Annotated in this window: 22 protein-coding genes; 6 read left to right on the top strand and 16 right to left on the bottom strand. The window is 67.4% G+C overall.

Annotated features, from left to right (window positions below; genetic code table 11):
- Positions 1-44: 44 nt before the first annotated feature.
- From coaE to FLX08_RS06090, 4 genes are all read right to left on the bottom strand, one after another.
- On the bottom strand, positions 45-650 hold the full coding sequence (gene coaE / locus FLX08_RS06105; protein ID WP_142617206.1) for a dephospho-CoA kinase: 606 nt from the start codon (positions 648-650) through the stop codon (positions 45-47).
- Between the two features lie 10 nt (positions 651-660).
- Complete coding sequence (locus FLX08_RS06100; protein WP_142617205.1) at positions 661-1,134, bottom strand: GNAT family N-acetyltransferase; 474 nt, start codon at positions 1,132-1,134, stop codon at positions 661-663.
- Positions 1,135-1,285: 151 nt separating this feature from the next.
- A complete protein-coding gene (gene rpsA / locus FLX08_RS06095; protein WP_142617204.1) occupies positions 1,286-2,749 on the bottom strand; it encodes a 30S ribosomal protein S1 in 1,464 nt (487 codons plus the stop codon).
- Positions 2,750-2,958: 209 nt separating this feature from the next.
- Entirely contained in the window at positions 2,959-4,008 is a 1,050-nt protein-coding gene (locus FLX08_RS06090) for a polysaccharide deacetylase family protein (protein ID WP_244312444.1), read from the bottom strand.
- A gap of 74 nt (positions 4,009-4,082) precedes the next feature.
- Here FLX08_RS06090 and FLX08_RS06085 point away from each other — a divergent pair, with 74 nt between their 5' ends.
- Positions 4,083-4,880 (top strand): DUF2127 domain-containing protein, encoded by a 798-nt coding sequence (locus tag FLX08_RS06085; protein ID WP_142617202.1) that lies wholly within the window; start codon positions 4,083-4,085, stop codon positions 4,878-4,880.
- Between the two features lie 115 nt (positions 4,881-4,995).
- Here the strand turns inward: FLX08_RS06085 and polA are convergent, their stop codons facing one another.
- Positions 4,996-7,677 (bottom strand): DNA polymerase I, encoded by a 2,682-nt coding sequence (gene polA / locus FLX08_RS06080; protein ID WP_142617201.1) that lies wholly within the window; start codon positions 7,675-7,677, stop codon positions 4,996-4,998.
- A gap of 98 nt (positions 7,678-7,775) precedes the next feature.
- On the opposite strand from polA, the gene FLX08_RS06075 reads away from it, so the two are divergent.
- Positions 7,776-8,156, top strand: coding sequence for a PaaI family thioesterase (locus tag FLX08_RS06075; RefSeq protein WP_142617339.1), 381 nt, complete (start codon positions 7,776-7,778; stop codon positions 8,154-8,156).
- Between the two features lie 259 nt (positions 8,157-8,415).
- Here FLX08_RS06075 and FLX08_RS06070 read toward each other — a convergent pair whose 3' ends face one another.
- The 4 genes from FLX08_RS06070 to FLX08_RS06055 all read right to left on the bottom strand — a co-directional run bounded on the left by FLX08_RS06070 (position 8,416) and on the right by FLX08_RS06055 (position 9,943).
- The gene (locus tag FLX08_RS06070) at positions 8,416-8,934 is read right to left on the bottom strand and encodes a MauE/DoxX family redox-associated membrane protein (RefSeq protein WP_142617200.1); all 519 of its coding nucleotides are present in this window, start codon (positions 8,932-8,934) and stop codon (positions 8,416-8,418) included.
- 108 nt (positions 8,935-9,042) lie between these two features.
- A complete protein-coding gene (locus FLX08_RS43330) occupies positions 9,043-9,180 on the bottom strand; it encodes a S26 family signal peptidase (RefSeq protein WP_425280614.1) in 138 nt (45 codons plus the stop codon).
- The gene (locus FLX08_RS43325; protein ID WP_142617199.1) at positions 9,138-9,416 is read right to left on the bottom strand and encodes a S26 family signal peptidase; all 279 of its coding nucleotides are present in this window, start codon (positions 9,414-9,416) and stop codon (positions 9,138-9,140) included. Before FLX08_RS43325 ends, FLX08_RS43330 begins: the two co-directional genes overlap by 43 nt.
- Positions 9,417-9,466: 50 nt before the next feature.
- Complete coding sequence (locus FLX08_RS06055; protein ID WP_142617198.1) at positions 9,467-9,943, bottom strand: hypothetical protein; 477 nt, start codon at positions 9,941-9,943, stop codon at positions 9,467-9,469.
- Positions 9,944-10,873: 930 nt separating this feature from the next.
- Here FLX08_RS06055 and FLX08_RS06050 point away from each other — a divergent pair.
- From FLX08_RS06050 to FLX08_RS06040, 3 genes are all read left to right on the top strand, one after another.
- Positions 10,874-11,392 (top strand): S26 family signal peptidase, encoded by a 519-nt coding sequence (locus tag FLX08_RS06050; RefSeq protein ID WP_208761282.1) that lies wholly within the window; start codon positions 10,874-10,876, stop codon positions 11,390-11,392.
- Positions 11,392-11,931 (top strand): TlpA disulfide reductase family protein, encoded by a 540-nt coding sequence (locus tag FLX08_RS06045; RefSeq protein WP_142617197.1) that lies wholly within the window; start codon positions 11,392-11,394, stop codon positions 11,929-11,931. The genes FLX08_RS06050 and FLX08_RS06045 overlap by 1 nt, the downstream gene beginning before the upstream one ends.
- Before the next feature lie 423 nt (positions 11,932-12,354).
- Complete coding sequence (locus FLX08_RS06040) at positions 12,355-14,166, top strand: ABC transporter ATP-binding protein (RefSeq protein ID WP_244312443.1); 1,812 nt, start codon at positions 12,355-12,357, stop codon at positions 14,164-14,166.
- A gap of 21 nt (positions 14,167-14,187) precedes the next feature.
- Here FLX08_RS06040 and FLX08_RS06035 read toward each other — a convergent pair whose 3' ends face one another.
- The 5 genes from FLX08_RS06035 to FLX08_RS06015 are packed head-to-tail and all read right to left on the bottom strand — an operon-like array spanning position 14,188 to position 19,122.
- A complete protein-coding gene (locus tag FLX08_RS06035) occupies positions 14,188-15,042 on the bottom strand; it encodes a hypothetical protein (protein WP_142617195.1) in 855 nt (284 codons plus the stop codon).
- A 21-nt stretch (positions 15,043-15,063) separates the two neighbouring features.
- Complete coding sequence (locus FLX08_RS06030; RefSeq protein ID WP_142617194.1) at positions 15,064-15,903, bottom strand: ABC transporter ATP-binding protein; 840 nt, start codon at positions 15,901-15,903, stop codon at positions 15,064-15,066.
- Positions 15,900-16,829: an ABC transporter ATP-binding protein gene (locus tag FLX08_RS06025; protein ID WP_142617193.1), complete on the bottom strand. Its 930-nt coding sequence runs from the start codon at positions 16,827-16,829 to the stop codon at positions 15,900-15,902. The genes FLX08_RS06030 and FLX08_RS06025 overlap by 4 nt, the downstream gene beginning before the upstream one ends.
- Positions 16,819-17,805: a branched-chain amino acid ABC transporter permease gene (locus FLX08_RS06020; protein ID WP_142617192.1), complete on the bottom strand. Its 987-nt coding sequence runs from the start codon at positions 17,803-17,805 to the stop codon at positions 16,819-16,821. The genes FLX08_RS06025 and FLX08_RS06020 overlap by 11 nt, the downstream gene beginning before the upstream one ends.
- 12 nt (positions 17,806-17,817) lie before the next feature.
- Entirely contained in the window at positions 17,818-19,122 is a 1,305-nt protein-coding gene (locus FLX08_RS06015) for an ABC transporter permease subunit (protein ID WP_244312442.1), read from the bottom strand.
- Between the two features lie 276 nt (positions 19,123-19,398).
- Between FLX08_RS06015 and FLX08_RS06010 the strand changes: the two genes are divergently transcribed.
- On the top strand, positions 19,399-19,839 hold the full coding sequence (locus FLX08_RS06010) for a hypothetical protein (RefSeq protein ID WP_142617191.1): 441 nt from the start codon (positions 19,399-19,401) through the stop codon (positions 19,837-19,839).
- 100 nt (positions 19,840-19,939) lie between these two features.
- On the opposite strand, the gene FLX08_RS06005 is transcribed toward FLX08_RS06010, so the two are convergent.
- Both FLX08_RS06005 and FLX08_RS06000 read right to left on the bottom strand, forming a co-directional pair.
- Complete coding sequence (locus FLX08_RS06005) at positions 19,940-21,220, bottom strand: ABC transporter substrate-binding protein (protein ID WP_142617190.1); 1,281 nt, start codon at positions 21,218-21,220, stop codon at positions 19,940-19,942.
- Positions 21,221-21,428: 208 nt separating this feature from the next.
- Positions 21,429-22,025, bottom strand: a complete 597-nt coding sequence (locus FLX08_RS06000) for an ANTAR domain-containing response regulator (RefSeq protein ID WP_244312441.1) — start codon at positions 22,023-22,025, stop codon at positions 21,429-21,431.
- Positions 22,026-22,114 lie beyond the last annotated feature (89 nt).

The following is a 22,114-nucleotide window of genomic DNA, read 5'->3' as shown; positions in this document are numbered from 1 at the left end:
CGCGGCGGCGGGCGTCCGTGCGGCTTCCCGGCAGGGCGGTCATGTCAGGCGTCGTGGGCGACCCGGCTGCTCAGGTCCTGCCAGACCTTGTCGACCTGGGCCTCCAGGTCGTCCAGGGACCCTTCGTTGCGGATCACGATGTCGGCGATCCTCAGCCGGTCCTCGCGGGAGGCCTGGGCGGCGATCCGGGCGCGGGCGTCCTCCTCCCGCATGCCGCGGAACCGCTGCAGACGCTCCAGCCGCACGTCGTCCGGTGTGTCCACCACGATCACCACGTCGTACAGGGGGGCCAGGTTGTTCTCGGCCAGCAGCGGCACGTCGTAGACGACGACCGCGTCGTCCGGGGCCTCCCGCTGCAGTTGCTTGCTGCGCTCACCCACCTTCGGGTGGACGATGCCGTTGAGGATCTTCAGCTTCTCGGCGTCCGCGAAGACGATCGCGCCGAGCCGTTCCCGGTCGAGCGTGCCGTCGGGACGGAGCACGTCCTCGCCGAACGCCTCGACGATCTCCGTGAGCCCGGGGGTGCCCGGCTCCACGACCTCCCTGGCGATCTTGTCCGCGTCGACGACGACGGCGCCGCGTGCCGCGAGCAGGCGCGACACCTCGCTCTTGCCCGAACCTATGCCGCCTGTGAGCCCAACTTTCAGCACGTGCCGCAGCCTATCGGGCCGGCTGATGCTGCGGCTCCCGGCGCAGGTGGACCAGGGTCAGGTGGTCCTGCACCCGTTCGCGCTGGGTCTCCCGGTAGCCGAGGCGACGGTAGAGCCGCAGGTTCCCATCCGACAGATGGCCGGTGAACAGGTCGAACGCCGCCGCCATAGGCACGGCCTCGTGCATCGCGGCCAGCAGCGCGCTGCCGATCCCCTGCCCCTGCCGGTCGGGCGCGACCACGAGCCGGCCCACCAGGCAGGTCGAGCCGGACATCTGGCCCCGGACCGCGCCGACCACCCGCCCGCCGTCCGTCGCCTTGAGCACGACCGCCGTCTCGATCAGCGTACGGACCTGGTCGAGCGACTCGACGAGCGGCGCGATGAACGGGTCGCCGTAGAGCTGCGCCTCGGTGACGTACGCGGCCCGCTGCAGGGTGAGGATCTCCCCCGCGTCCGCGGGCAGGGCCCTCGCGATCTCCACCACGAGGGCCACCCTATCGGCACACCAGCCTCCGCAGGGCGGGTGTCCCCCCACGGGAAAGGCCGGCCAAGATGGCGAAAGGCCCCGCCGAAGCGGGGCCTTTCGTAATGCTGTGGAGGACTGGCCGTGACCTCCGGTCAGAAGAGACCGGGTGTCAGCTCTGGCCGCCCGCCAGCTTCTCACGCAGGGCCGCGAGGGCCTCGTCGGAGGCGAGGGCGCCGCCACTGCTGGACTGCGTGCTGGTCTCGCCGCTGTAGGTCGACGGAGCGGCCTCGCTGGCCGCCGCCTCCTCCTGGCGGGCCTTCTCGATCTGCGAGCGGTGCGCCTCGAAGCGGGCCTGGGCCTCGGCGTACTGCCGCTCCCACTCCTCACGCTGCTTGTCGAAGCCCTCGAGCCACTCGCCGGTCTCGGCGTCGAAGCCCTCGGGGTAGATGTAGTTGCCCTGGTCGTCGTAGGTCGCCGCCATGCCGTACAGCGTGGGGTCGAACTCGACCTCGGCGCCGACACCCTCGTTGGCCTGCTTGAGGGACAGCGAGATGCGGCGGCGGTCCAGGTCGATGTCGATGATCTTCACGAAGATCTCGTCGCCGACCTGCACGACCTGCTCCGGGATCTCCACGTGGCGCTCGGCCAGCTCGGAGATGTGGACCAGGCCCTCGATGCCCTCCTCGACCCGGACGAAGGCACCGAACGGCACCAGCTTGGTGACGCGGCCGGGCACGACCTGACCGATCTGGTGGGTCCGGGCGAACTGCTGCCACGGGTCCTCCTGCGTCGCCTTGAGCGACAGCGAGACCCGCTCGCGCTCCATGTCGACGTCGAGAACCTCGACCGTGACCTCCTGGCCCACCTCGACGACCTCGGACGGGTGGTCGATGTGCTTCCAGGACAGCTCGGACACGTGCACCAGGCCGTCGACGCCGCCGAGGTCCACGAACGCACCGAAGTTGACGATCGAGGAAACGACGCCCTTGCGGACCTGGCCCTTCTGCAGGGTGTTGAGGAACGTCTGGCGAACCTCGGACTGCGTCTGCTCCAGCCAGGCGCGGCGGGACAGGACCACGTTGTTGCGGTTCTTGTCCAGCTCGATGATCTTGGCCTCGAGCTCGCGCCCGACGTACGGCTGCAGGTCGCGGACGCGGCGCATCTCCACCAGGGAGGCGGGGAGGAAGCCGCGCAGACCGATGTCGAGGATCAGGCCACCCTTGACGACCTCGATGACCGTGCCGGTGACGATGCCGTCCTCGTCCTTGATCTTCTCGATCGTGCCCCAGGCGCGCTCGTACTGGGCGCGCTTCTTGGACAGGATGAGGCGGCCTTCCTTGTCCTCCTTCTGGAGAACCAGGGCCTCGACGTGCTCTCCGACCTCGACGACCTCGGCCGGGTCGACATCGTGCTTGATCGAGAGCTCGCGCGACGGGATAACGCCCTCGGTCTTGTAGCCAATGTCGAGCAAGACCTCGTCTCGATCGACCTTGACAACGGTGCCTTCAACGATGTCCCCATCGTTGAAGTACTTGATGGTCTCGTCGATCGCGGCGAGGAAGGCCTCCTCGGAACCGATGTCGTTGACCGCTACCTGCGGGGTGCTCGAGGTGGCCTCAGTGCTGCTCGTCATGTGTGGAATTGCTCCGAACCGGACAGATGTCGTTGTGACAGAAGCGCGGCGGGCCGTTTTTCGTTCACTGGATGATGCTGCTTTTCCTGGTAGCCACCAGATGACCGAGCGCGAGCCCGCTCCGTCCGTGACGCGCGCGAGCCCACAGCGCAGCGATCAGCATATGAGACGGAGCGAGCTGGGTCAATCCGAGGCAACCAGACGAACGCCTAGTAGGTGATCACCGACTTCGCCCGGGCCGGCGAGAGCGTTGCCCGGAGTTTACGCGGCACGGACACTCGGGCCGGATCCCCATCCGACGTATAACGCTCTCCTGGGTGTCTGTCGAGCCAATCGAGCCAGTAGGTCGTGCACCAGCGCCGGCATTCCCCGTGTTTTCCGTTGGACTGGATCCTCGGGATCGCGTAGCGCGGGAAACTTTTCGCGTATGGCGAAACCGTCGGCTGCGCCCCGGCCAGGAAGACGGCGTCGAAGTTGTAGCGGGTGCCGTCCCAGGCGCCGTCGTGCGCCCGGCTCCGCTTCCTCGGCAGCGACCCGTATGGCAGCGCGAAGGTCGTCGAGGCGGGCACGCCGATCTTTTTCAGCAGCCGCTCCTGCCGGACGATCTGCTCGCCGACCTTCTTGTTGGAGAGCCGGCGGAGATCGGGGTGGGAATAGGTGTGGTTGGCCACCTCGAAGCCGTGGTCGAGCAGCCACTTCACCGCCTGCTTCTGCTGCGTGCGATCCCGCAGCCCGAAGGGGTCGCGGTTGACCCAGAAAGTGGCGGTGGGCCGGAAGCTCGGATACTTCGCCGCGACCTCGTAGATGATGCCGACGGCCGTGTCGTTCTTCGGCATGCCGTTCCCGTCCACCGCGAAGTGGCTGGGGTGGCCGTCGTCGAAGGTCAGGACGACGGGATGGGCCCCGGCCGGGATGTCGATCTTCCTTGCCACCAGTTCGGCCGCGGTGATCGGCACGTAGCCGTCCTTGGCCAGGCGTTCCAGTTCCTTGCGCAGCTGGGCGGGGGTCCGGTCGATGGACGCCAGCCGTTTGGGCAGGATGCGGTGATACATGATCACCGGCACCAGGCCGGCCTCGTTCGCCTTGACCTTCCTGGCCGACGCGGCGGTCGCCTTCGGCGGGGCCGCACTGGGCTTGGGCGACGGCGACCGCGGCTGCGCCGGCCGCGCCTGCGACCGTTCCTCGCCCGTGGATCGGGGCAGCAGCACGAGCACGGCAAGACCGATCACGACAACGACGACATTCGCGATCGCCGTCATTCGGGCAAGGTTGCGCACAGTCATTTGACCTTACTGCCCGACGTGTCCACATTCGCGTGTGTTGCAATTTTCCTGTGGACTGGAGCCTGCGTGCCTGCGGACGGCACGGGCACGTCACCTACGCGCCGGACGAGGAGGCGCTGCGAAGCCGCCTGCGCGCCGACACCGCGCTGGGCGAGGCGTGGCGCTGCCTGCGCTGCGGCGACTTCACCCTGGGCCCGCCGCGCGGGGCCGGACCGGCGGGGGACGCGCCCGTCGTGCTGCGGGGCCGGGCGCTGCGGGACGCCGCCGTCTTACGGCTGATCGCCGTCTTCCGCTGGGCCAAGGCGCTGCTCGTGATCGCGGGAGCGTACGGCGTGTGGCGGTTCCGGGCCCACCACGACGCCGTACGGCGGGCGTTCGACCAGGACCTCCCGCTGGTCCAGCCGCTGGCCCACAAGCTCGGATGGAACCTCGACCACTCGGGCGTGGTGCACACGCTGCGGACCGCGCTGGGCGCGCGGACCACGACCCTCACCTGGGTCTTCCTCGCCCTGCTCGTCCTCGCGGCCCTGCTGCTGACCGAGGGCGTCGGCCTGTGGCTGCTGAAGCGATGGGGCGAGTACTTCTCGGTGGTCGTCACCTCGGCGTTCATTCCGGTGGAGATCTACGAGATCGCCGAGAAGGTGAGCCCGCTCCGGATCGTGCTCCTCCTGATCAACATCGCGGCCGTGCTGTACATCGCGTTGAGCAAGCGCCTGTTCGGGCTGCGCGGCGGGCGGGCGGCGTACGAGACCGAGCGGCACGAGACGAGCCTGCTGGAGGTCGAGCAGGCGAGCCTGGCCCTGGCCGGGCGGGACCGCGGGCACAGCGGCCCCACCGGCCACCCCTGACCCGTCGCCCGCCGGACCGGCCCGCTTCGATCAGCGCACGGCGAACCCCGGCGCAGCCGACCGGTCCGGCCCGGTTCGCCGGGTGCGGAGCGGCGGGCGCGTGCTCAGGCGGGACTCAGTGGCCGGCGTCCTCCCAGGTGGTGCCGACGCCCACGCTGACCTCCAGCGGGACGCTCAGGTCGTAGGCCCGGCCCATCTGGGTGCGCACGACCTCGGTCAGCTCGTCCAGCTCGCCCGGCGCGACCTCGAACACCAGCTCGTCGTGGACCTGGAGCAGCATGCGGGAGCGCATGCCCTCGATCGCCTTCTGCACGTTGAGCATGGCGACCTTGATGATGTCGGCGGCAGAGCCCTGGATGGGGGCGTTGAGCGCCATCCGCTCGGCCATCTCCCGGCGCTGCCGGTTGTCGCTGGTCAGGTCGGGCAGGTAGCGGCGGCGGCCGAGGATGGTCTCGGTGTAGCCGTCCCTGCGGGCCTGGGCGACGATCGACTCCAGGTAGTCGCGGACGCCGCCGAACTCCTCGAAGTATTCCTCCTTGAGCGCCCTGGCCTCGGCGACGGGGATGTTGAGCTGCCCCGACAGGCCGAAGTCGGACAGGCCGTAGGCAAGGCCGTAGTTCATGGCCTTGATCCGGGCGCGCAGCTCGGCGTCGACCTGCTCCGGGGGCAGGTCGAAGACGCGCGACGCGGTGGCCTGGTGGAAGTCGTGGCCCGACTCGAAGGCCTCGATCAGCGACTCGTCCCCGGACAGGTGGGCCATGATCCGCAGCTCGATCTGGCTGTAGTCGGCCGTCAGCAGCGTCTCGTAGCCCTCCCCGACCACGAAACCCTTGCGGATGCGCCGGCCCTCGACCGTGCGGATCGGGATGTTCTGCAGGTTGGGCTTCTCGCTCGACAGCCGCCCGGTGGCCGCCACGATCTGGTTGAACGTGGTGTGGATCCGCCCGTCGTCGGAGATCTCCTTGATCAGGCCCTCGACCGTGGTGCGCAGCTTGGTCTGGTCGCGGTGGCGCAGCAGGATCACCGGCAGCTCGTTGTCGGTCTGCTGGGCCAGCCAGGCGAGCGCGTCGGCGTCGGTCGTGTAGCCCGTCTTGATCTTCTTGGTCTTGGGCAGGCCGAGCTTGCCGAACAGGATCTCCTGCAGTTGCTTGGGCGAGCCGAGGTTGAACTGCTCGCCCACCACCTGGTGGGCGGCCTCGACCGCCTGCTTGACGGCCGCGCCGAACTCGGCCTCCAGCGCCGCGAAGTATTGCCGGTCGGCGGCGATGCCGGCCCGCTCCATCTGGGCCAGCACCCGCACCAGCGGGAGCTCGACCTCGGTCACCAGCCGGGTGCCGCCGCGCTGGGACAGGTGCGCCTCCAGCGCGTCGGCCAGGTCGCGCACGGCCTGGGCCCGCAGCGCCAGGTCGCGGGCCGCGCCCTCGTCGGCGTCGTCGAACAGGGAGGTCTGCCCGCCGGGCGCGGACTCCGCCCGCAGCTCGCGGTGGAGGTAGCGCAGGACCAGGTCGTCGAGCGGGAACGACCTCTGCCCCGGCATCGCCAGGTATGCGGCGAGCGCCGTGTCGCAGGTGAGGCCGCGCAGATCGTGTCCGTGGGCCCACAGCCCGAGCAGCGGCCCCTTGGCGTCGTGCACGGCCTTCGGCCTGTTCTCGTCGGCGAGCCAGGCGCGCAGCGCCGCCTCGTCCTCCTCGGTGAGGCGTGTGGGGTCGAGGTAGGCGGCGCCGCCCGGCGAGGCGATCGCCAGACCGTCGATCCGCCCGGTGCCGCTGCCGTACGTGCCCTGGAAGGCCAGGCCGGCGCGGTCTTCGGGGAGGGCGGCCAGCCAGCCGGCCACCTGGCCCGGCTCGAGCACGGTCACCTCGATCTCGAAGCCCTCGCCCGCCTCCGGGTCGGTGGTGCCGAGGGTCTTGAACAGGCGCTCGCGCAGCTCGCCGCGGATCTGCAGCGCGTCGAGGAGCTTGTTGACCTCCTCGCGATCCCACGGGCCGATGGTGAGCGCGGACGGCTCGGCGTCGACCGGGGCGTCGCGCCTCAGCTCGGTCAGCATCCGGTTGTGGATCACCTGGCCGAGGTGCTCGCGGAGCTTCTCGCCGACCTTGCCCTTCACCTCGTCGGCCCGCCGGACCAGCTCGTCGAGCGAGCCGTACTCCGAGATCCACTTGGTGGCGGTCTTCTCCCCCACGCCCGGGATGCTCGGCAGGTTGTCGCTCGGGTCGCCGCGCAGGGCCGCGAAGTCCGGATACTGCGCCGGGGTGAGGCCGTACTTCTCCTTGACGGCCTCGGGGGTGAAACGGGTCATGTCGCTGATGCCCCGCCGCGTCATGAGCACCGTGACCTTGTCGTTCACGAGCTGGAGCGCGTCGCGGTCGCCGGTCACGATGAGCACGTCCATGCCCTCGGCCGAGGCCCGGGTCGCCAGCGTCGCGATCAGGTCGTCCGCCTCGAAGCCGGCCACGGACAGGCGCGGGATGCGCAGCGCGTCGAGCAGCTCGAAGATGAGCTGCATCTGGCCGCGGAAGTCCTCGGGGGTCTCCGCCCTGTTGGCCTTGTAGCCGTCGTACGCCTCGTGCCTGAAGGTCGGCTCGCTCCGGTCGAAGCACACCGCGACGTGACTCGGCTGCTCGTCACGGAGGATGTTGGCCAGCATCGACGTGAAGCCGTACACCGCCTCGGTGTGCTGACCGTCGGTGGTCATGAGGTTCGCGTCTTTCAACGCGTAGAACGCGCGATAAGCAAGAGAATGCCCGTCCAGGAGCAGCAGACACGGACGGGTGGGGGTCGCTTCACTCTTCGGCACATCCGCAGCCTAGTCTCCCTGTACGACAGAAAACCCATGCTCTTCCCACAGGAGGCGTCCCCTTGACCTTGACGAATCCCGAGGAGTTCGTGGCGTTCATGAACGCGCCCGGGGACCACCTGCACCGGCGGATGGGGCTGGAGATCCTGGAGGCCAGCGCCGAGCGGGTGGTCGGCCGGATGCCCGTCAAGGGCAACACGCAGCCGTACGGGCTGCTGCACGGCGGCGCGTCCTGTGTGCTTGCCGAGACCCTCGGTTCGACCGGCGCCGCCCTGCACGCCGGCCCGGGCAGGATCGCCGTCGGCATCGAGATCAACGCCACCCACCACCGCTCCGCCACCTCGGGACACGTCACCGCCGTCGCCACCCGGGTGCACGGCGGGCGCACGCTCGCGACGTACGTCATCGAGATCACCGACGACGAGGGCCGGGCGGTCTGCACGGCCCGTCTGACCTGCATGCTCAGGGACGCCGCCTGAGCCCGCCCGGCTCGCGGGGCACGCCCGCCCACGGGCGGGCCGGGCAAGCACCATGAAAACCCCTTACGACGCATTGGGCCTCATAACGGAACGGCTTGCGACTCTCTTTGCACGGGAGTCGCTCCGGTCGCTACCGTTGTGGCTCCAGAGCCCGTGGGAAGACCGAGTAGACAACGTGCGGAGCCGGGGAAGCTGTGTACGGTCCCAAAGGTCCTTCCCACGGGCTTGTCCCACTCTCCCGGCCTCCGGTTCCGGAGCCTCAGGCGAACAGGTCTACCACGTCGTCCATGACGACCACGAGGAGCGACAGGACCAGGCCCGCCGTGATCGCGACGGCGGTTCCCGCGGTCCAGGCCCCGAGATCTTCCCGGGCACCGACGACTCCCGCCAAGGCCGCGACGAGCAGTACGGCGTTGCGCACCAGGTGCCGCCCGGAGAACTCCGACGACCGACGCCCGAAACAGGCGCAGCCTCCGGATCCACCTCTGCGAAGCGTAATCACGATCACCGCGGTGAAGCCCGCGAGCATCAGAGCGGCGAGGACGAAGGCGTACGCGCGAAGGGCAGGCTCGACCATCATGCCCGCGGCGAGGGTCGACGCGATGCCGAGTTCCGCGGCGATCACCAGGGCCGCGGCGCGCGGGACGGCGCTGACCGGCAGCACCCGCAGTTCACGAATCGACGCCACGAAGGTGGCGTAGCCGAACCACTTGCCCACGCCCGAAACCAAGAAGACGACGATGAGCAGAGTCCCGCTGAAGACCACCGAATAACCCATTGAGTATGGCTCCACAACATACGAGGACCGGCGTGAAGGCGGGCCGGGCCGTTCTTCCAGGACCAGGTCAGATCCTTTTGATCTTCTACCTGGCGCGGGGGGCACTCCCTAGAGCGCCAGCCGGCGGATCACGCGTCCCACCACGCGCTCCACCGGCACAAACCCGAAGTGCCGCGAGTCCACGCTCGCCTCGAGATTGTCCCCTAGGACGAAGACATGGCCTGGGGCACCACTCCCGCATCGCACGGGAACCGGTCGCCTCCGACGGCGGCTATCCGCTTGATGACTTGGCCTGGCCAGCCGGGAGACACGATGAGGACGACGTCTCCGCGACCGCAGCGGTCAGGGCGACGCTCGATGATCACCCTGTCCCCCGCGTTCAGGTACGGATACATGCTCAGTCCGAAAACGCTCACGACATGGAACCTGCTCCGCAGCAGAAGTATCGAGACGACGCAGACAGCCGGCAGTGCGACGAACACCGTCAAGACGATGGGCGCACCTGCGGACGACGCGAGCAACGGACGCCGCCCTACGCCCGCACGTCGAGCCGCGACTCCGGGCGGATCCTCGTGTCGGTCGCGGCCACGTCACCTACGCCGACCGTCACGAAGACGGGCACTCCAACCACCCCGAACGCTCTGGCCGTGGGTCCGTTGGGCTCTTCCAGGATCACCGGCCCCGCGGCCTCTAGGGCCGCGATCACTTCCGCCTCATGCTCACCGCTCAGGACCGACACGACTTTTCCCGTGTTCGCGCTCGCGTAGGAGAGGTAGTCGGGCAGGACCTCATGGCAGGGCTCGCAGCCAGCCGAGAGGAAGGCGACGACGGTGCCGAATTCGAGAGCGTCGCGCGTGACCCTCTCCCCCCGGGTACCGGTCGCCTCGAACCGACCGATGGCGGTTCCCGGAGATGAGCTGAGCTGCGGTCCGCCCGGAAGAGTCGGCGCCAGCCCACCTCCCCGCCCGATCCTGCGAGCGAGGCCCAGGGTCACGACGATGTTGAGCATTGTCAGGAACAATGTCAACAGTAGTAGTACCAGCTGTAATGCGACCACGAGTCAACTCCAGGAAAAGAATGGCGGAATTGTATGTCTACGGTGGCCGGCATCGCAGCCCCAAACAGATGCCACGATACCGGCCTCTCTCCTCGCGAAGCGTTCGTTCCCGTCCGGAGCGCGGTCGTACCATTCACGACCGAGACGGCGTCGAAACGACGTCAGCAGGTACCGCAGCCGTAGTAGTGCTCTACGTACTGGCTGATACCCCCGACCGGGCAGTCATAAGTCTCCACCAGCTCGGAGTATGTCGACGAGCAGTGGCGGCACGAACGGCCAGCCAGCGAACAGGCGGCCGCGGCCTCCGAAGACGGCAGCACCGCCGACAACAACTCGTCCTTGAGGCGAGCTAAATAGTTCAGCATGAGGCAGCCCTTTCTGGTCGCGACGAACGAATCAACACCTACAGTTGAACAGCGACCAGTTGGCAAGTCAAGGTCCAGATCTCGTCGAGAAGCTTCAAGAGGTGACGGCGAGGACATACTTCCCGCAATCAACTGACTACGCGTTGACATAAGCCGAAGACACCCGACACGTGTCCGAGCACTGCCACAATTCGCATGATGACAGCAGGCGCTCGCTGTCATCGAAATCTGACCAAAGCAAGGGTTTTGACTATCGCCTAACCTCGTGTTAACCACGCAGTCATCGTCACCACGACCCTGAAGTAACTGACACTTGACAAGATCTCCAGGATCGGTCGAATATCGAAGCAGCCAAGGCGAGAGCAACCCGGAACTCGATCCGCTCAGACAGAGTCGCCATTGTGGCCGACCCGCCTGAATAAGAAGGGGACGGAGCACCGGCAGCCTCCCAGCCAACATTGAGCGCCAATGACATCTATTCTTCGAATAGAAACCACAGGGAGCAACGCTGCATACGTTGGCAATCATCATAGCGTTTTCGCTTATAGCGACGACAATAGTCGCCCTAGCCATCCGACGCCGATATCTTCTAGTGGATATCCACGGTTCGAGCATGTACCCAGCACTGCTTCCCGGCGACCGCGTGGTGTTCGACCGGACTCGCCGCGAGCGTCTCAGGATCGGCGACGTGGTCCTTCTCCGTGTGCCGGAACACGCACTGCCCTCCACCGACGGATTCGAAGATCTGCGCGGCAACGACCATGCCTACCGCTTCGTCAAACGGGTCGTGGCCCTGGGTGGGCAGAATTTCCCGCCCGGAATACCGGGCGGCGGACGGGACCGTCTCGTGCCCGAGGGCACTGTGGTGGTCCTGGGCGAGTCCATGAACAGTCTCGATTCCCGCCAGTGGGGAGCCGTCCCCCACAGGTGGGTGTACGCCGTGGCCCGCTTTTCGCCTGCGGAATCACCCGGCCGGCGGCGTGAAATACAGATGACGGCACGACGTTTTATACCCTCCCAGAAGGACCATCGGTAATGGAGATCCTCGCAGCGGCAGTCACGCTCCTTGGCGCACTCTGCGGCGTCAACCTGCTCCTGACCTACGGCCTGATACGCAAAATGCAGCGGCTTTCTCTCCCTGCGGACGCGGGGCCCGGACTGGAGGCGCTTCCCAAACCGGGCACCCAAGCCCCTGATTTCGTCGCCGAAGGACTGGCGGGCGAAGAGATCAGTGCCGAGCGACTGGACGGCTCGTATCTCATTGGGTTCTTCTCGGTCACATGCGCACCCTGCCGGGAGCGGCTCCCGGAGTTCACCGAATTCCTCAGCGAACTCCCTGCCGACACTAATGCCGTGATAGCGATAGTCGGGGACGGGCCGGACCGGGAGAACATGATCGGCATGGCCAGGAGAACGACGGCACATGTAATTCACGAGGACAATCCCTCGAAACTGGTGGAGTCCTTCGGCGTCAACCGGTTCCCCACATTGCTGCGCGTGATGGACGGGTACGTCGCTTCGAACGCGACGCTCGTCTCGCAGCTGGTAACGGCGAGCTACGGCCTGCGGATATAGAAGATCTTCCTGTTCCGCGTCGCAGGAACGGGATGCCATAAGAAGCAGTACAGATTCCAGTTGGAGGTGAACAAACATGGTCGGAATTCTCAACCGAATGGCGGACGTGTCGCTCGCGAGAGTGGCGGGATGGATGGCGCCGCGGACCAGTGCCGCCGCCGCCTGCACGCCGAGCAGCTCCACTGTGTGCGCAGGAACCTGCCCGGGCGTCCCGTTCGGGCAGGCACAGTACAACTGCACATTGACATCGCAGTGCACCGAGCACTGCAACCAGTTCGGCTGCTGCTTGTAATCGAAAAGGACCCTGAGCCGACTTCCGGCTCAGGGTCCTTTTTACCTCGATACCGCACTGCGATGTAAAAGGCGAAAACGAGTGGGCCGAGGAGCCGGGCATTGATGAAGTCGGCGAAGGACAACGTCCGTATGACCGCAAAGACGATTTCCCTGGCCTGGCGGACGCGGCCACGCCTGGTCGTCTTGGCGGTGCTGATCGCGGCCGCCCTGGCCGCGGTGCCCGTCGCCGTCGCATGGTCGACCAAGCTGATACTTGACTCCATCGTGGCGAGCCACTCCACGGCCGCGGTGCTCGGCCTGTCCCTGTTCCTCGCGGCACTGGGGTTGCTGTCCAAGGGCCTGGAGCAGGGCTCCCGTTACTGCCAGTCCGAACTCGACAGGTCGATCGCGCTGGCCGCTCAGAGCCGCCTGTACACCGCGGTCAACCGGCTGCCGGGACTCGCCCGCTTCGAGAATCCCGCCTTCCTCGACCGGCTGCGGCTCGCACAGACCATGGGGGGCCGCACCCCCAGCCAGATCCTCACGGGGGCACTGTCCATCGGCGCGGCCGTCGTCGGGATCCTCGGTTTCACCGGCAGCCTGCTCGCCCTGAACCCGGTCCTGGCCGCCGTCCTCTTGATCGGCGCGATTCCGGCGCTCCTGGCGGAGCTCTCCGTCTCCCGGTGCCGAGTGGCCACGTATCTCAAGCTGGGCCCGGTCGAACGGCGCGAGCTGTTCTACAGCCAGTTGATGGCCGACCCCCAGGCGGCGAAGGAGATCCGGCTGTTCGGCATAGGCGCCTTCCTGCACGGGCGCATGATCGACGACCGGGAGACGGCGAACGCCGCGAACCGGAAACTGGACGTGCGGGAGTTACGCGTTCAGTCGGCGCTCGGCGTGCTGGCGGCGCTGATCGCGGGAGGCGGCCTCGTCTGGACCATCCTCCGGGCGAGCCAGGGCACCCTGATGGTCGGCGACATCTCGATGTTCGTTGCTGCGGTGGGCGGAGTACAGAATCAGCTCGCCGGACTCGTCGGCCAGGTCGCCCGCACGCACCAGCAGCTCCTGCTGTTCAGGAGCTACCTCGAGGTGGAGAACGCGGAATCCGATCTCGTGATCGCCGCCAGTCCCCGGCCCGTTCCCCCCCTAACGCACGGCATCAAGCTGGAGGACGTCTGGTTCCGCTACAACGACGAACACCCGTGGGTTCTCCGGGGCGCCACGCTCGAGATCAGGGCCGACGCCTGCACCGGGCTCGTCGGGTTGAACGGCGCGGGGAAGAGCACGATCGTCAAGCTGCTGTGCCGAATGTACGACCCGACCAGAGGCCGCATCACCTGGGACGGCATCGACCTGCGCGACTTCGACCCGGCGGAGCTAAGATGCAGAATCGGTGCCACGTTCCAGGACTTCATGCAATACGACCTGTCCGCGCGCGAGAACATCGGCATCGGTGCCCTGGAGCTCCTCGCGGACGACTCTGCGGTCGAGGCGGCGGCTCGGAACGCGGGAATCCACAAGGCGATCGAGTCACTACCGAAGGGCTATGACACCCTCCTGACCAGGATCTTCGTCGATTCCGGCCGTAACGGTGATGAGAGCATTGGCGTCTTCCTCTCCGGCGGCCAGTGGCAGCGCATCGCCTTGGCCCGCGCCCTGCTGCGGGGCGACAGAGACTTCCTGATCCTGGACGAGCCGAGCTCCGGCCTGGACGCCGAGGCCGAGCACGAGGTGCACACGCGCATCTCGGACCTGCGCCTCGGCCGGACGAGCCTGCTCATCTCGCACCGGCTCGGCGCCATCAGACACGCCGACACGCTGGCCGTCCTCGACGACGGCGTGTTCGCGGAGACGGGCGGCCATGACGAGCTGATCAGGGCAGGCGGCATCTACGCGCGGCTGTTCCGGCTGCAGGCGTCGGGCTACCGCGACGAGACGAACGTGTCCGCGGCCGGCGTGTGAGGCCGGGCGACAGTGGCCCGGTCAGCGGCGTTCGGCGCAGACCTCCATGGCGTAGGACTCGAAGAGCCGCTGGGTCCGCTGATCCGGCACCACGATCAACCGATAGGTCTGCGTTCCGCCCGCCGACGCCCACAGGGAGAACAGGTACGCCTGCTTGGCCTCCCCCATGGCGTGCCGGTCACACCGGCTCGGTGTCACGACGACGGGAAGGTCCCGTGTGCCGGTGAGGACGGCCACGGGCTTAGGCTCTCCCGACGCGGGCCGCAGGTCGTAGTGCGTCGTGCCCGCGATGTCCTCGATGGTCACCTGCCCGGCGCCCGCTTTGAGGTCCACCCGCAGGGCTCCCCGCAGCTGCCGCCCGGACCGCGTCCAGGCGGGGCCGAAGGTCACGTCGATGGACCGCCTCAGCAGGAACTCCCCGCACTCGATGTTCACCAGTTGCCGCAGCAGCGGGTCGGGGTGGGGAATCCGCCACCTGACCTCGTGCAGCGGGCCCTTGCCCACGGCGATGTGCGCTACCACGGTCGCCGGTTCGGCGTCGGGAATGCGCGTGGGCGCACAACGGGCGGCGCCGTAGGAGATGGGAAAGTCCGTACGCGGAGTCCTTCCCAGGACCGTGTCCACCGGCTGGGGCGGCGTCTCTTGGAAGGAGTCCGTGAGCAGCCGCACGTCCTTGAAATACACCGGAGTAGCGGTGTCGTTGCGTACGGCCACCTGCATCTTGTGCGCCGGAACGTCCGAGCGATTCTGCTGCAGGCTGACGCTGACGCCGGGCGGGGGCTCGGCCGATGGTCCGGCGTCGGCGCCGCAGCCGACCGCCGTGGCCGCGGCGACGACCGTCGCGGCAAGCAGGGAAAACCGCCGCCACTCCCCCACCCGGATGCTCCTCGTCTCGCGTCAGGCCCTCGCCAGCGTGCCCAGGTAGAGCTCGATCACCTTGGGATCGTTGATGAGATCGCGTCCGCTCGCCATGTACGCGTTGCGGCCCTGATCGAGCACGTAGCCGCGGTGGCAGATCTGCAGGCACCGCCGAGCGTTCTGCTCCACCATGATGACGGTTACGCCCGCCTTGTTGATCTGCTGAGCCTGGATGAAGACCAGGTCCTGCAGCTTGGGCGACAGGCCCGCGGACGGCTCGTCCAGGAGCAGGACCGACGGCTCGGTCATGAGCGCGCGGCCCATGGCGACCATCTGCCGCTCACCGCCGGACAGCGATCCGGCGCGCTGCTTGCGGCGCTCGCGCAGGGCGGGGAAGATCTCGCAGACGAACTCGAACCGCTCCTTGAACTTGCGGGGCACCTGGAAGGCGCCCATCTCCAGGTTCTCCTCGATCGTGAGGCTGGGGAAGACGTTGTTCGTCTGCGGGACGTAACCGACCCCCCGGGCCACCAGCGAGTGAGCCTTGAGGTTGGTGATGTCCTCGCCGTCCAGGGTGACCGAGCCGCTGCGCACCGGCACGAGCCCGAACAGGGTCTTGAGCAGGGTCGACTTGCCGGCGCCGTTGGGGCCGATGATGCCGATCAGCTCGCCCTTCTTCACGTACAGGTCGGCGCCGTTGAGGATGTTGACGCCGGAGACGTATCCCGCATACAACTCGTCGGCCCGCAGCAGCGCGTCCTCGGCGCCGGCGAGATGGGCGGAGCGGTCGGTGACTGCGGCGCCGGACTCGGCCTTCTCCTCGCTCGGGATGTCCCGAGGCCGGCCGTCCTCGGGCTCGACGGCTTCGGGGGCGCTCATGCCTTCTCCTCGATCTCGGACTCCAGCTCGGCCTCGGCGTCCTGCAACTGTTCCTCGGTCTCCTCGGCCGACAACGGCGCGTCGTGGTGGGCGCCCAGGTAGGCGTCGACCACCCGCGGGTCCGACATGATGGTGTCCGGCGGGCCTTCCGCGATCACGGCGCCCTGTGCCATCACGACGACCCAGTCGCTGATGTCGCGGACCATGTCCATGTCGTGCTCGACGAACAGCACCGTCATGCCCTCCTCGCGCAGGTCCTTGACGTGACCGAGCAGCGACTGGGTGAGGGCGGGGTTCACGCCCGCCATGGGCTCGTCCAGCATGACCAGTTCGGGGCCGACCATCAGCGCGCGGGCCATTTCCAGGAGCTTGCGCTGGCCGCCGGAGAGGGACCCGGCGAAGTCGTCGCGCTTCGCGGCGAGCTTGAAGCGCTCGAGGAGCTCCTCCGCTCTCTCGGTGATCTCGTTCTCCTGGCCGCGCCAGATGCCCGGGATCAGCGCGCGGAAGAAGTTCTCCCCACGCTGGCTCTGCGCCCCGAGCCGCATGTTCTCCATCACGGTCAGCCGGGACAGGGCCTTGGTGAGCTGGAACGTGCGCACCATGCCCTGCCGCGCGACGCGGTGAGCGGGCACGCCCTTCAACTGCTTGCCGTTGAAGGTCCACGACCCTTCGTCCGCCGAGTCGAAGCCGGTCAGCTGGTTGAAGAACGTCGTCTTGCCCGCGCCGTTCGGGCCGATCAGGGCGGTGATCGCGCCGCGCTGGATCTCCAGGTGTTCGACGTCGACCGCGGTGAGGCCGCCGAACCTGCGTACGACCTTGTCGATGACCAGGATCGGGTCGGGTTTGGGGGTCCCGGGCTCGGTGGGCAGGCCCTCGAAGGCGGCCAGCGCGGCCGCCTTTCTGGTGGTGACGGCATCAGCGTGCATCGAGCGCGATCTCCCTCTTGTCGCCGAAGATGCCCTGGGGCCGGTAGATCAGCAGGAGTATCAGGCCGACACCGACGAGCATGTAGTTGATGGAGCCCACCTGGTTCACGTTGATGAAGGTGATCACGTGGTTGTTGACCGCCTCCTCCATGCCGGTCTTCACCAGGATCAGCAGCAGCCAGAAGATGGCCGCGCCCACCACGGGCCCGAGCACCCGCGCCGCGCCTCCGAGGATGAGGACGGTGTACGCGAAGAAGGTGATCTCGGTGCTGAACAGGTCGGGCTGGGTGGCGGCCCGGCTGAGCGCGAACAGGAAGCCGCCCAGCGCGCCCACGACTCCGCCGAAGACGAGCGCCTGCATCTTGTAGGCGAACACGTTCTTGCCCAGGCTCCGCACCGCGTCCTCGTCTTCGCGGATCGCCTTGAGCACCCGGCCCCAGGGGCTGTTCATCACGAGGTACACCAGGACGCACGCCAGGGCCACGAGCACCCAACCGACCGTGAGCACCCACATGGTGCGGTGATCGAACCCGATGGGCCCGATGCCGTACTCACCCGGAGAGTAGGGATTCATGGCGTAGAAGTCGTCGGAGAACGCCTCCAAGCCGTCCGTGCCGCCGAAGGTGTCCCGGAGGGCGACGGATCGCACGACCAGGCGCACGATCTCCGCGGCGGCGATGGTGACGATCGCCAGGTAGTCCGCCCTCAGCCGGAGAGTGGGGATGCCGAGGAGAAGGGCGAACACTACGGCGCCGAGGAGACCGGTGGCGATGCCCACCCAGAACGGCATGCCGAAGGTCGCGATCATTGTGGCCAGGCCGTACGCCCCCACCGCAAGGAATCCGGCCTGCCCGAAGTTCAGCAGGCCCGTGTACCCGAAGTGGATGTTCAGGCCGATCGCCGCGAGCGCGTAGATGACCGCTTCGGTGCCGATCCCCGCCTCAATCGCCCGCGTGAAGATGAGGTTCCAGTCCATGAGGCTGCCTTCCTAGCCGATGCGCTCACGGCGCCCGAGGATGCCTTGCGGCCGGAGGAGGAGAACGATGATGAGCACGGCCAGCGCTCCCACGGTCTTCAGCTCCGGCGGAATCCACAGCGTCGAGACCTGGACGAACACCCCTACGACGAGGGAGCCGACCAGGGCCCCGAAGGCGGTGCCGAGTCCGCCGAGGGTGACGCCCGCGAACATCAGCAGCAGCACCTGCTGCCCCATCTGATAGTTGAGGATCTGCGTGGTGCCCAGTAGTACTCCGGCGAGACCCGCGACCGCGGCGCCCATCGTCCAGACGATCCGGACGATGCGGTCCACGTTGATACCGGAGGAGGCGGCGAGCGCGGGGTTGTCCGAAACCGCGCGGGTTGCCTTGCCCAGTCGTGTGAACAGCAGAGCCGACCCCACCAGGATGAGGACCAGGATCTCGATTCCCATGGCCACCAGGCTCTTCGGGGTGGTGGAGATGGGCCCGATCTGGAAGCCGTCCTGGGCGACGTACTGCCGGTAGGGCACGTTCTCCCCGCCGAACAGGAACAGGAGCAGATAACGCAGGAAGATCGCCACACCGATGGAGATGATCATCATGGCGATCAGCCCGCTCTTCCGCCGACGCAACGGCCCCCAGAAGAAGCGTTCCTGCCCGTACCCGAAGATCCCGGCCACGATCACCGCCAGCGGCGCGGCGAGGAGCAGGTGCAGTCCGAACGTCGTGTTGAAGACGTAGGCGATGAAGGCGCCCACGGTGAGCAGCTCACCGTGCGCGAAGTTCGTGAGCCCGGTCGTCCCGAAGATAAGCGAGATGCCCATGGCTCCCAGAGCGATCACCAGGCCGAGGTTGAGCCCTTCGAACGCCAGCTGGGCGAACTCGTCCCAGAAGGTGCTCTCGTCGGCTGAGGACGCCGCACCTCCCTGGTCGGCGCCCCCCTGCGCGGCGCCGGCCGGCACCAAGGGGAACAGGACGTTGCGCTTGCTGCCCTCGAACACCTGAAGGGTGAGCGAGGTGCGGTCCTTGAACTTCAGCGCGACGCCCGCGGGGAGAGTCGCCTGGTCCAGCGTCACCTTGTACGTGGCCGCCTTGGGAACGGGGATCTCCCACTTCCCCTCGGCGTCGCTTTTCGCCTCGCCTATTGGCGCGTCAGCCTCCGTCACCACGGTGATCTTCACGCCCTGCACTGGCTGGCCCTGGCTCTGGAGTGTGCCCCGCAAGCCCTCGCCCTCCGCCCACGCAGTGGCGGAAGAAGTGAGCAGGATGACGAGACCGCCCAGGAAGGCCGTGAACGCAATCACGGCTCTGCGCAATGGTGCTCCCTCAAATGATCTTGTCGGGCTTCGTCCCGACGCAGGTGGCGGGATCTTGCCGCCGCTTTCGTCGGAGCTTAGTTCCCAACGTCCTATTACAGATGCTTTGTCACTGACTGGTGACAAGTGTGTTTCCCAGGTGTGAGCATTGCCGAGGACAGAGGCCGGGCGTGCGTCGTCCGCGCCGGATTCGACCGCGTCGACGCGCATGCCGCTCGTCGAAGGGAAGGCTTCGAAGAGGCCCTTACTCACGACGAGGATGCTTCCATGGGATTCATGAACAGGCACCCCCTGACCTTGCCTACGCAGGCGGCACTGGCGCTCCTCACCCTCGCCGCATGTGGCTCGCCCGCTCCGGAGAAGGCGCCGCCGCCATCCCCGGTCGCGCGTTACCTCGTGGGCGCGGATCCCTCCGACGATCCCTGCGTGCGGATCGTCTCCGCGATCGGATACGCGGAGCCTCTGCTGGTGCCGGCGGGCGAGGAGGACACGCAGGAGTTCAGCGAGGGCGTGCGCGGCAGGCTCGCGTACGTGCACGGTGTCGTGCTGGAGTACGGCCCGCGTCTGCCGCGCGAACTGCTCCCCTATGAATCGGTCCTGACGACCACGACGGATCGGCTCTCGCCAGCCGCCACGCCCTTCGACCGGCAGGTCCGCGCACTCAAGGAGTACCGGGCCGCGTCCGCCGCCGTGAAGAAGGGATGTCCCGCTTCCTGAAGCACGCCGGCGGAACGCGCGGCAGAGGCTCGGCCGCGGCCATGGCGAGGGCCCCGGCCGAACGCCAGGGCCCTCCATGCGCCGTTTCCCGGGGTTCTCGTCAGCTGATCTTGCCCGCCTGGTAACCGACGTTCTTGTACTTGTTGTCGTCGCCGTACTGGTAGACGCCGATCGTAGCCTCGGTCGGGTCACCGGCGTCGCTGAACTCGACCGGCCCGCTGATCCCGTCGTAGTCGATGTCCTTGCCGGCCTTGAGCAGGTCGAGGCAGGACTTGAAGTCCTTGCACTTCTCGCCGCCCTTGCTGATCTCTACCAGCTTGGACGCGATGCCCTTGCCCGAGTCGTCCTGGGCTGCCTCGGCGGCCAGCGCGATCAGGTTCGTCGCGTCGTAGGACTCCGGCCCGTAGGTGAAGTCCTTCAGACCCGGGTCGACCTCGAGGATCTTCTTGCGGAACTCGTCGGGGGCGGCCGCACCGGGGATCGTCCCCTTGATGCCCGTCAGGGTGCCCTTCGGGAAGTCCTCGCTGTAGTCGGCCGTGTTGCCGTCGACGAAGTAGATCTTCACCTTGTCCGGGCCCAGGCCCTGCTTCTTCAGCTCAGGGATGATCTTCGTGGTCTCGTTGAACGCGATGAGCGCGATGGCCTTCGGCTTGGCGGCCTTGATCTTCGAGACGTCGGCGGAGAAGTCCGCGGCCGCAGGGTCGTAGGCCGTCTTCGCCACGACCTCACCACCACCACTGGTGACCGACTTCTCCACCTCGTCGGCCAGCCCCGTGCCGTACGAGTCCTGACGGTTGAGGATGGCGACACTGTCACTGCCGTCCTGGATGATCAGGTCGCCCAGCACTCGGCCCTGCAGCACGTCGGAGGGAGCGGTACGGAAGTACAGGCCCTTGTCGTTGTAAGTGGTGAACTCCGGCGAGGTATTGGCCGGCGAGAAATGCACGACGCCGGCGTTGGTGATCTTGTCGATCACGGTCTTCGACACACCGGACGAGGCGGCCCCGATGATGGCATCCGCCTTCTGCTGCAGCAACTTGTCAACAGACTGGGAGGCGATGTCCGTCTTCGTGTCACCCGAGTCCGTGTCGATCTCGGTCACGGGCTTGCCCAGAACACCGCCGGCATCGTTGATCTCCTGAACGGCCAGCTTGACTCCGGCGAACTCTGGCGGGCCGAGGAAGGCCAGGTCTCCCGTCTGCGGCAACAGCGCGCCGAGGGTGAGAACGCCGTCACCCTGCGCGGCCGGTGCCGAGGACTCGGCCGCCGGCGCCGAGGAAGCCGGCGCGGCGCTGTCCTCGCCACCGCCACAGGCCGTCAGCGCGAGGCTGGCGGCCGCGGCGACGGCCAGCGCCCGCCCGAGGGGGGCAATGCGGATCATGAAGCATCTCCTTCATCCAGGCCCGGGAAATCGTCAGCGCAGCCGACTGGTCCCGATCGAATGGCTGAAACGTACATAGCCGGGGCAAGCCCCGACCAGGGATGCATCAGAACTGTCCGCACTTGGATGCGGAGTCGTAATAACTCCTCAACTTAGCGGGACGGGCCCCTGACCAGGAGTCTTCTCATCCGCGTTTCGCAGGGCGGGATCAGGCGGGCGGCTGGGCCTCGCCGACGTTCCCGTTGACCACGATCTGGGCCACCTGGCGCATGCTCAGGCGCCGGTCCATGGACGCCTTCTGGATCCACCGGAAGGCCTGCGGCTCCGTCCAGCCGTGCTGGGCCATGAGCAGGCCCTTCGCCCGCTCCACGAGCTTCCTGGTCTCCAGCCGCTCCGACAGCGTGGAGACCTCCTTCTCCAGCGCGGCGATCTCCTCGTGCCGGCTCACCGCCATCTCGATGGCCGGAACCAGGTCGCCCTTGGTGAACGGCTTGACCAGGTAGGCCATCGCACCCGCGTCCCTGGCCCGCTCGACCAGGTCGCGCTGCGAGAACGCGGTGAGGATGAGGCACGGCGCGATGCGTTCCGAGACGATGCGCTCGGCCGCGGAGATCCCGTCGAGCACGGGCATCTTCACGTCGAGGATCACCAGATCCGGGCGGAGTTCCACGGCCAGTTTCACCGCCGTCTCGCCGTCGCCGGCCTCGCCGACCACGGCGTAACCGTCCTCTTCGAGCATCTCCTTCAGGTCGAGGCGGATCAGTGCCTCGTCTTCCGCGATCACCACTCGCCGCTGCGTACTCACGCACAAGAGGTTACCGACGTCCGCTACATTAGGACCACGGCAGGGGATGCCCTGAGCGATCTCCAAGCAAGATCGACTGCTGTGTCGTA

Origin of the sequence: Microbispora hainanensis, assembly GCF_006874475.1 — a bacterium.
Taxonomy (GTDB): Bacteria; Actinomycetota; Actinomycetes; order Streptosporangiales; family Streptosporangiaceae; genus Microbispora; species Microbispora hainanensis.
The sequence above is the reverse complement of the archived record's forward strand: the minus strand, read 5'-3'. Positions and strand labels throughout refer to the sequence as shown.

Excerpts from the sequence above, each read along its gene's own strand:
- rpsA (WP_142617204.1), bottom strand. The coding sequence starts at position 2,749 with ATGACGAGCAGCACTGAGGCCACCTCGAGCACCCCGCAGGTAGCGGTC.
- FLX08_RS06090 (WP_244312444.1), bottom strand. The coding sequence starts at position 4,008 with ATGACGGCGATCGCGAATGTCGTCGTTGTCGTGATCGGTCTTGCCGTG.
- FLX08_RS06075 (WP_142617339.1), top strand. The coding sequence starts at position 7,776 with ATGAACGCGCCCGGGGACCACCTGCACCGGCGGATGGGGCTGGAGATC.
- FLX08_RS06070 (WP_142617200.1), bottom strand. The coding sequence starts at position 8,934 with ATGGGTTATTCGGTGGTCTTCAGCGGGACTCTGCTCATCGTCGTCTTC.
- FLX08_RS06055 (WP_142617198.1), bottom strand. The coding sequence starts at position 9,943 with ATGCTCAACATCGTCGTGACCCTGGGCCTCGCTCGCAGGATCGGGCGG.
- FLX08_RS06045 (WP_142617197.1), top strand. The coding sequence starts at position 11,392 with ATGGAGATCCTCGCAGCGGCAGTCACGCTCCTTGGCGCACTCTGCGGC.
- FLX08_RS06040 (WP_244312443.1), top strand. The coding sequence starts at position 12,355 with ATGACCGCAAAGACGATTTCCCTGGCCTGGCGGACGCGGCCACGCCTG.
- FLX08_RS06030 (WP_142617194.1), bottom strand. The coding sequence starts at position 15,903 with ATGAGCGCCCCCGAAGCCGTCGAGCCCGAGGACGGCCGGCCTCGGGAC.
- FLX08_RS06025 (WP_142617193.1), bottom strand. The coding sequence starts at position 16,829 with ATGCACGCTGATGCCGTCACCACCAGAAAGGCGGCCGCGCTGGCCGCC.
- FLX08_RS06020 (WP_142617192.1), bottom strand. The coding sequence starts at position 17,805 with ATGGACTGGAACCTCATCTTCACGCGGGCGATTGAGGCGGGGATCGGC.
- FLX08_RS06010 (WP_142617191.1), top strand. The coding sequence starts at position 19,399 with ATGAACAGGCACCCCCTGACCTTGCCTACGCAGGCGGCACTGGCGCTC.
- FLX08_RS06005 (WP_142617190.1), bottom strand. The coding sequence starts at position 21,220 with ATGATCCGCATTGCCCCCCTCGGGCGGGCGCTGGCCGTCGCCGCGGCC.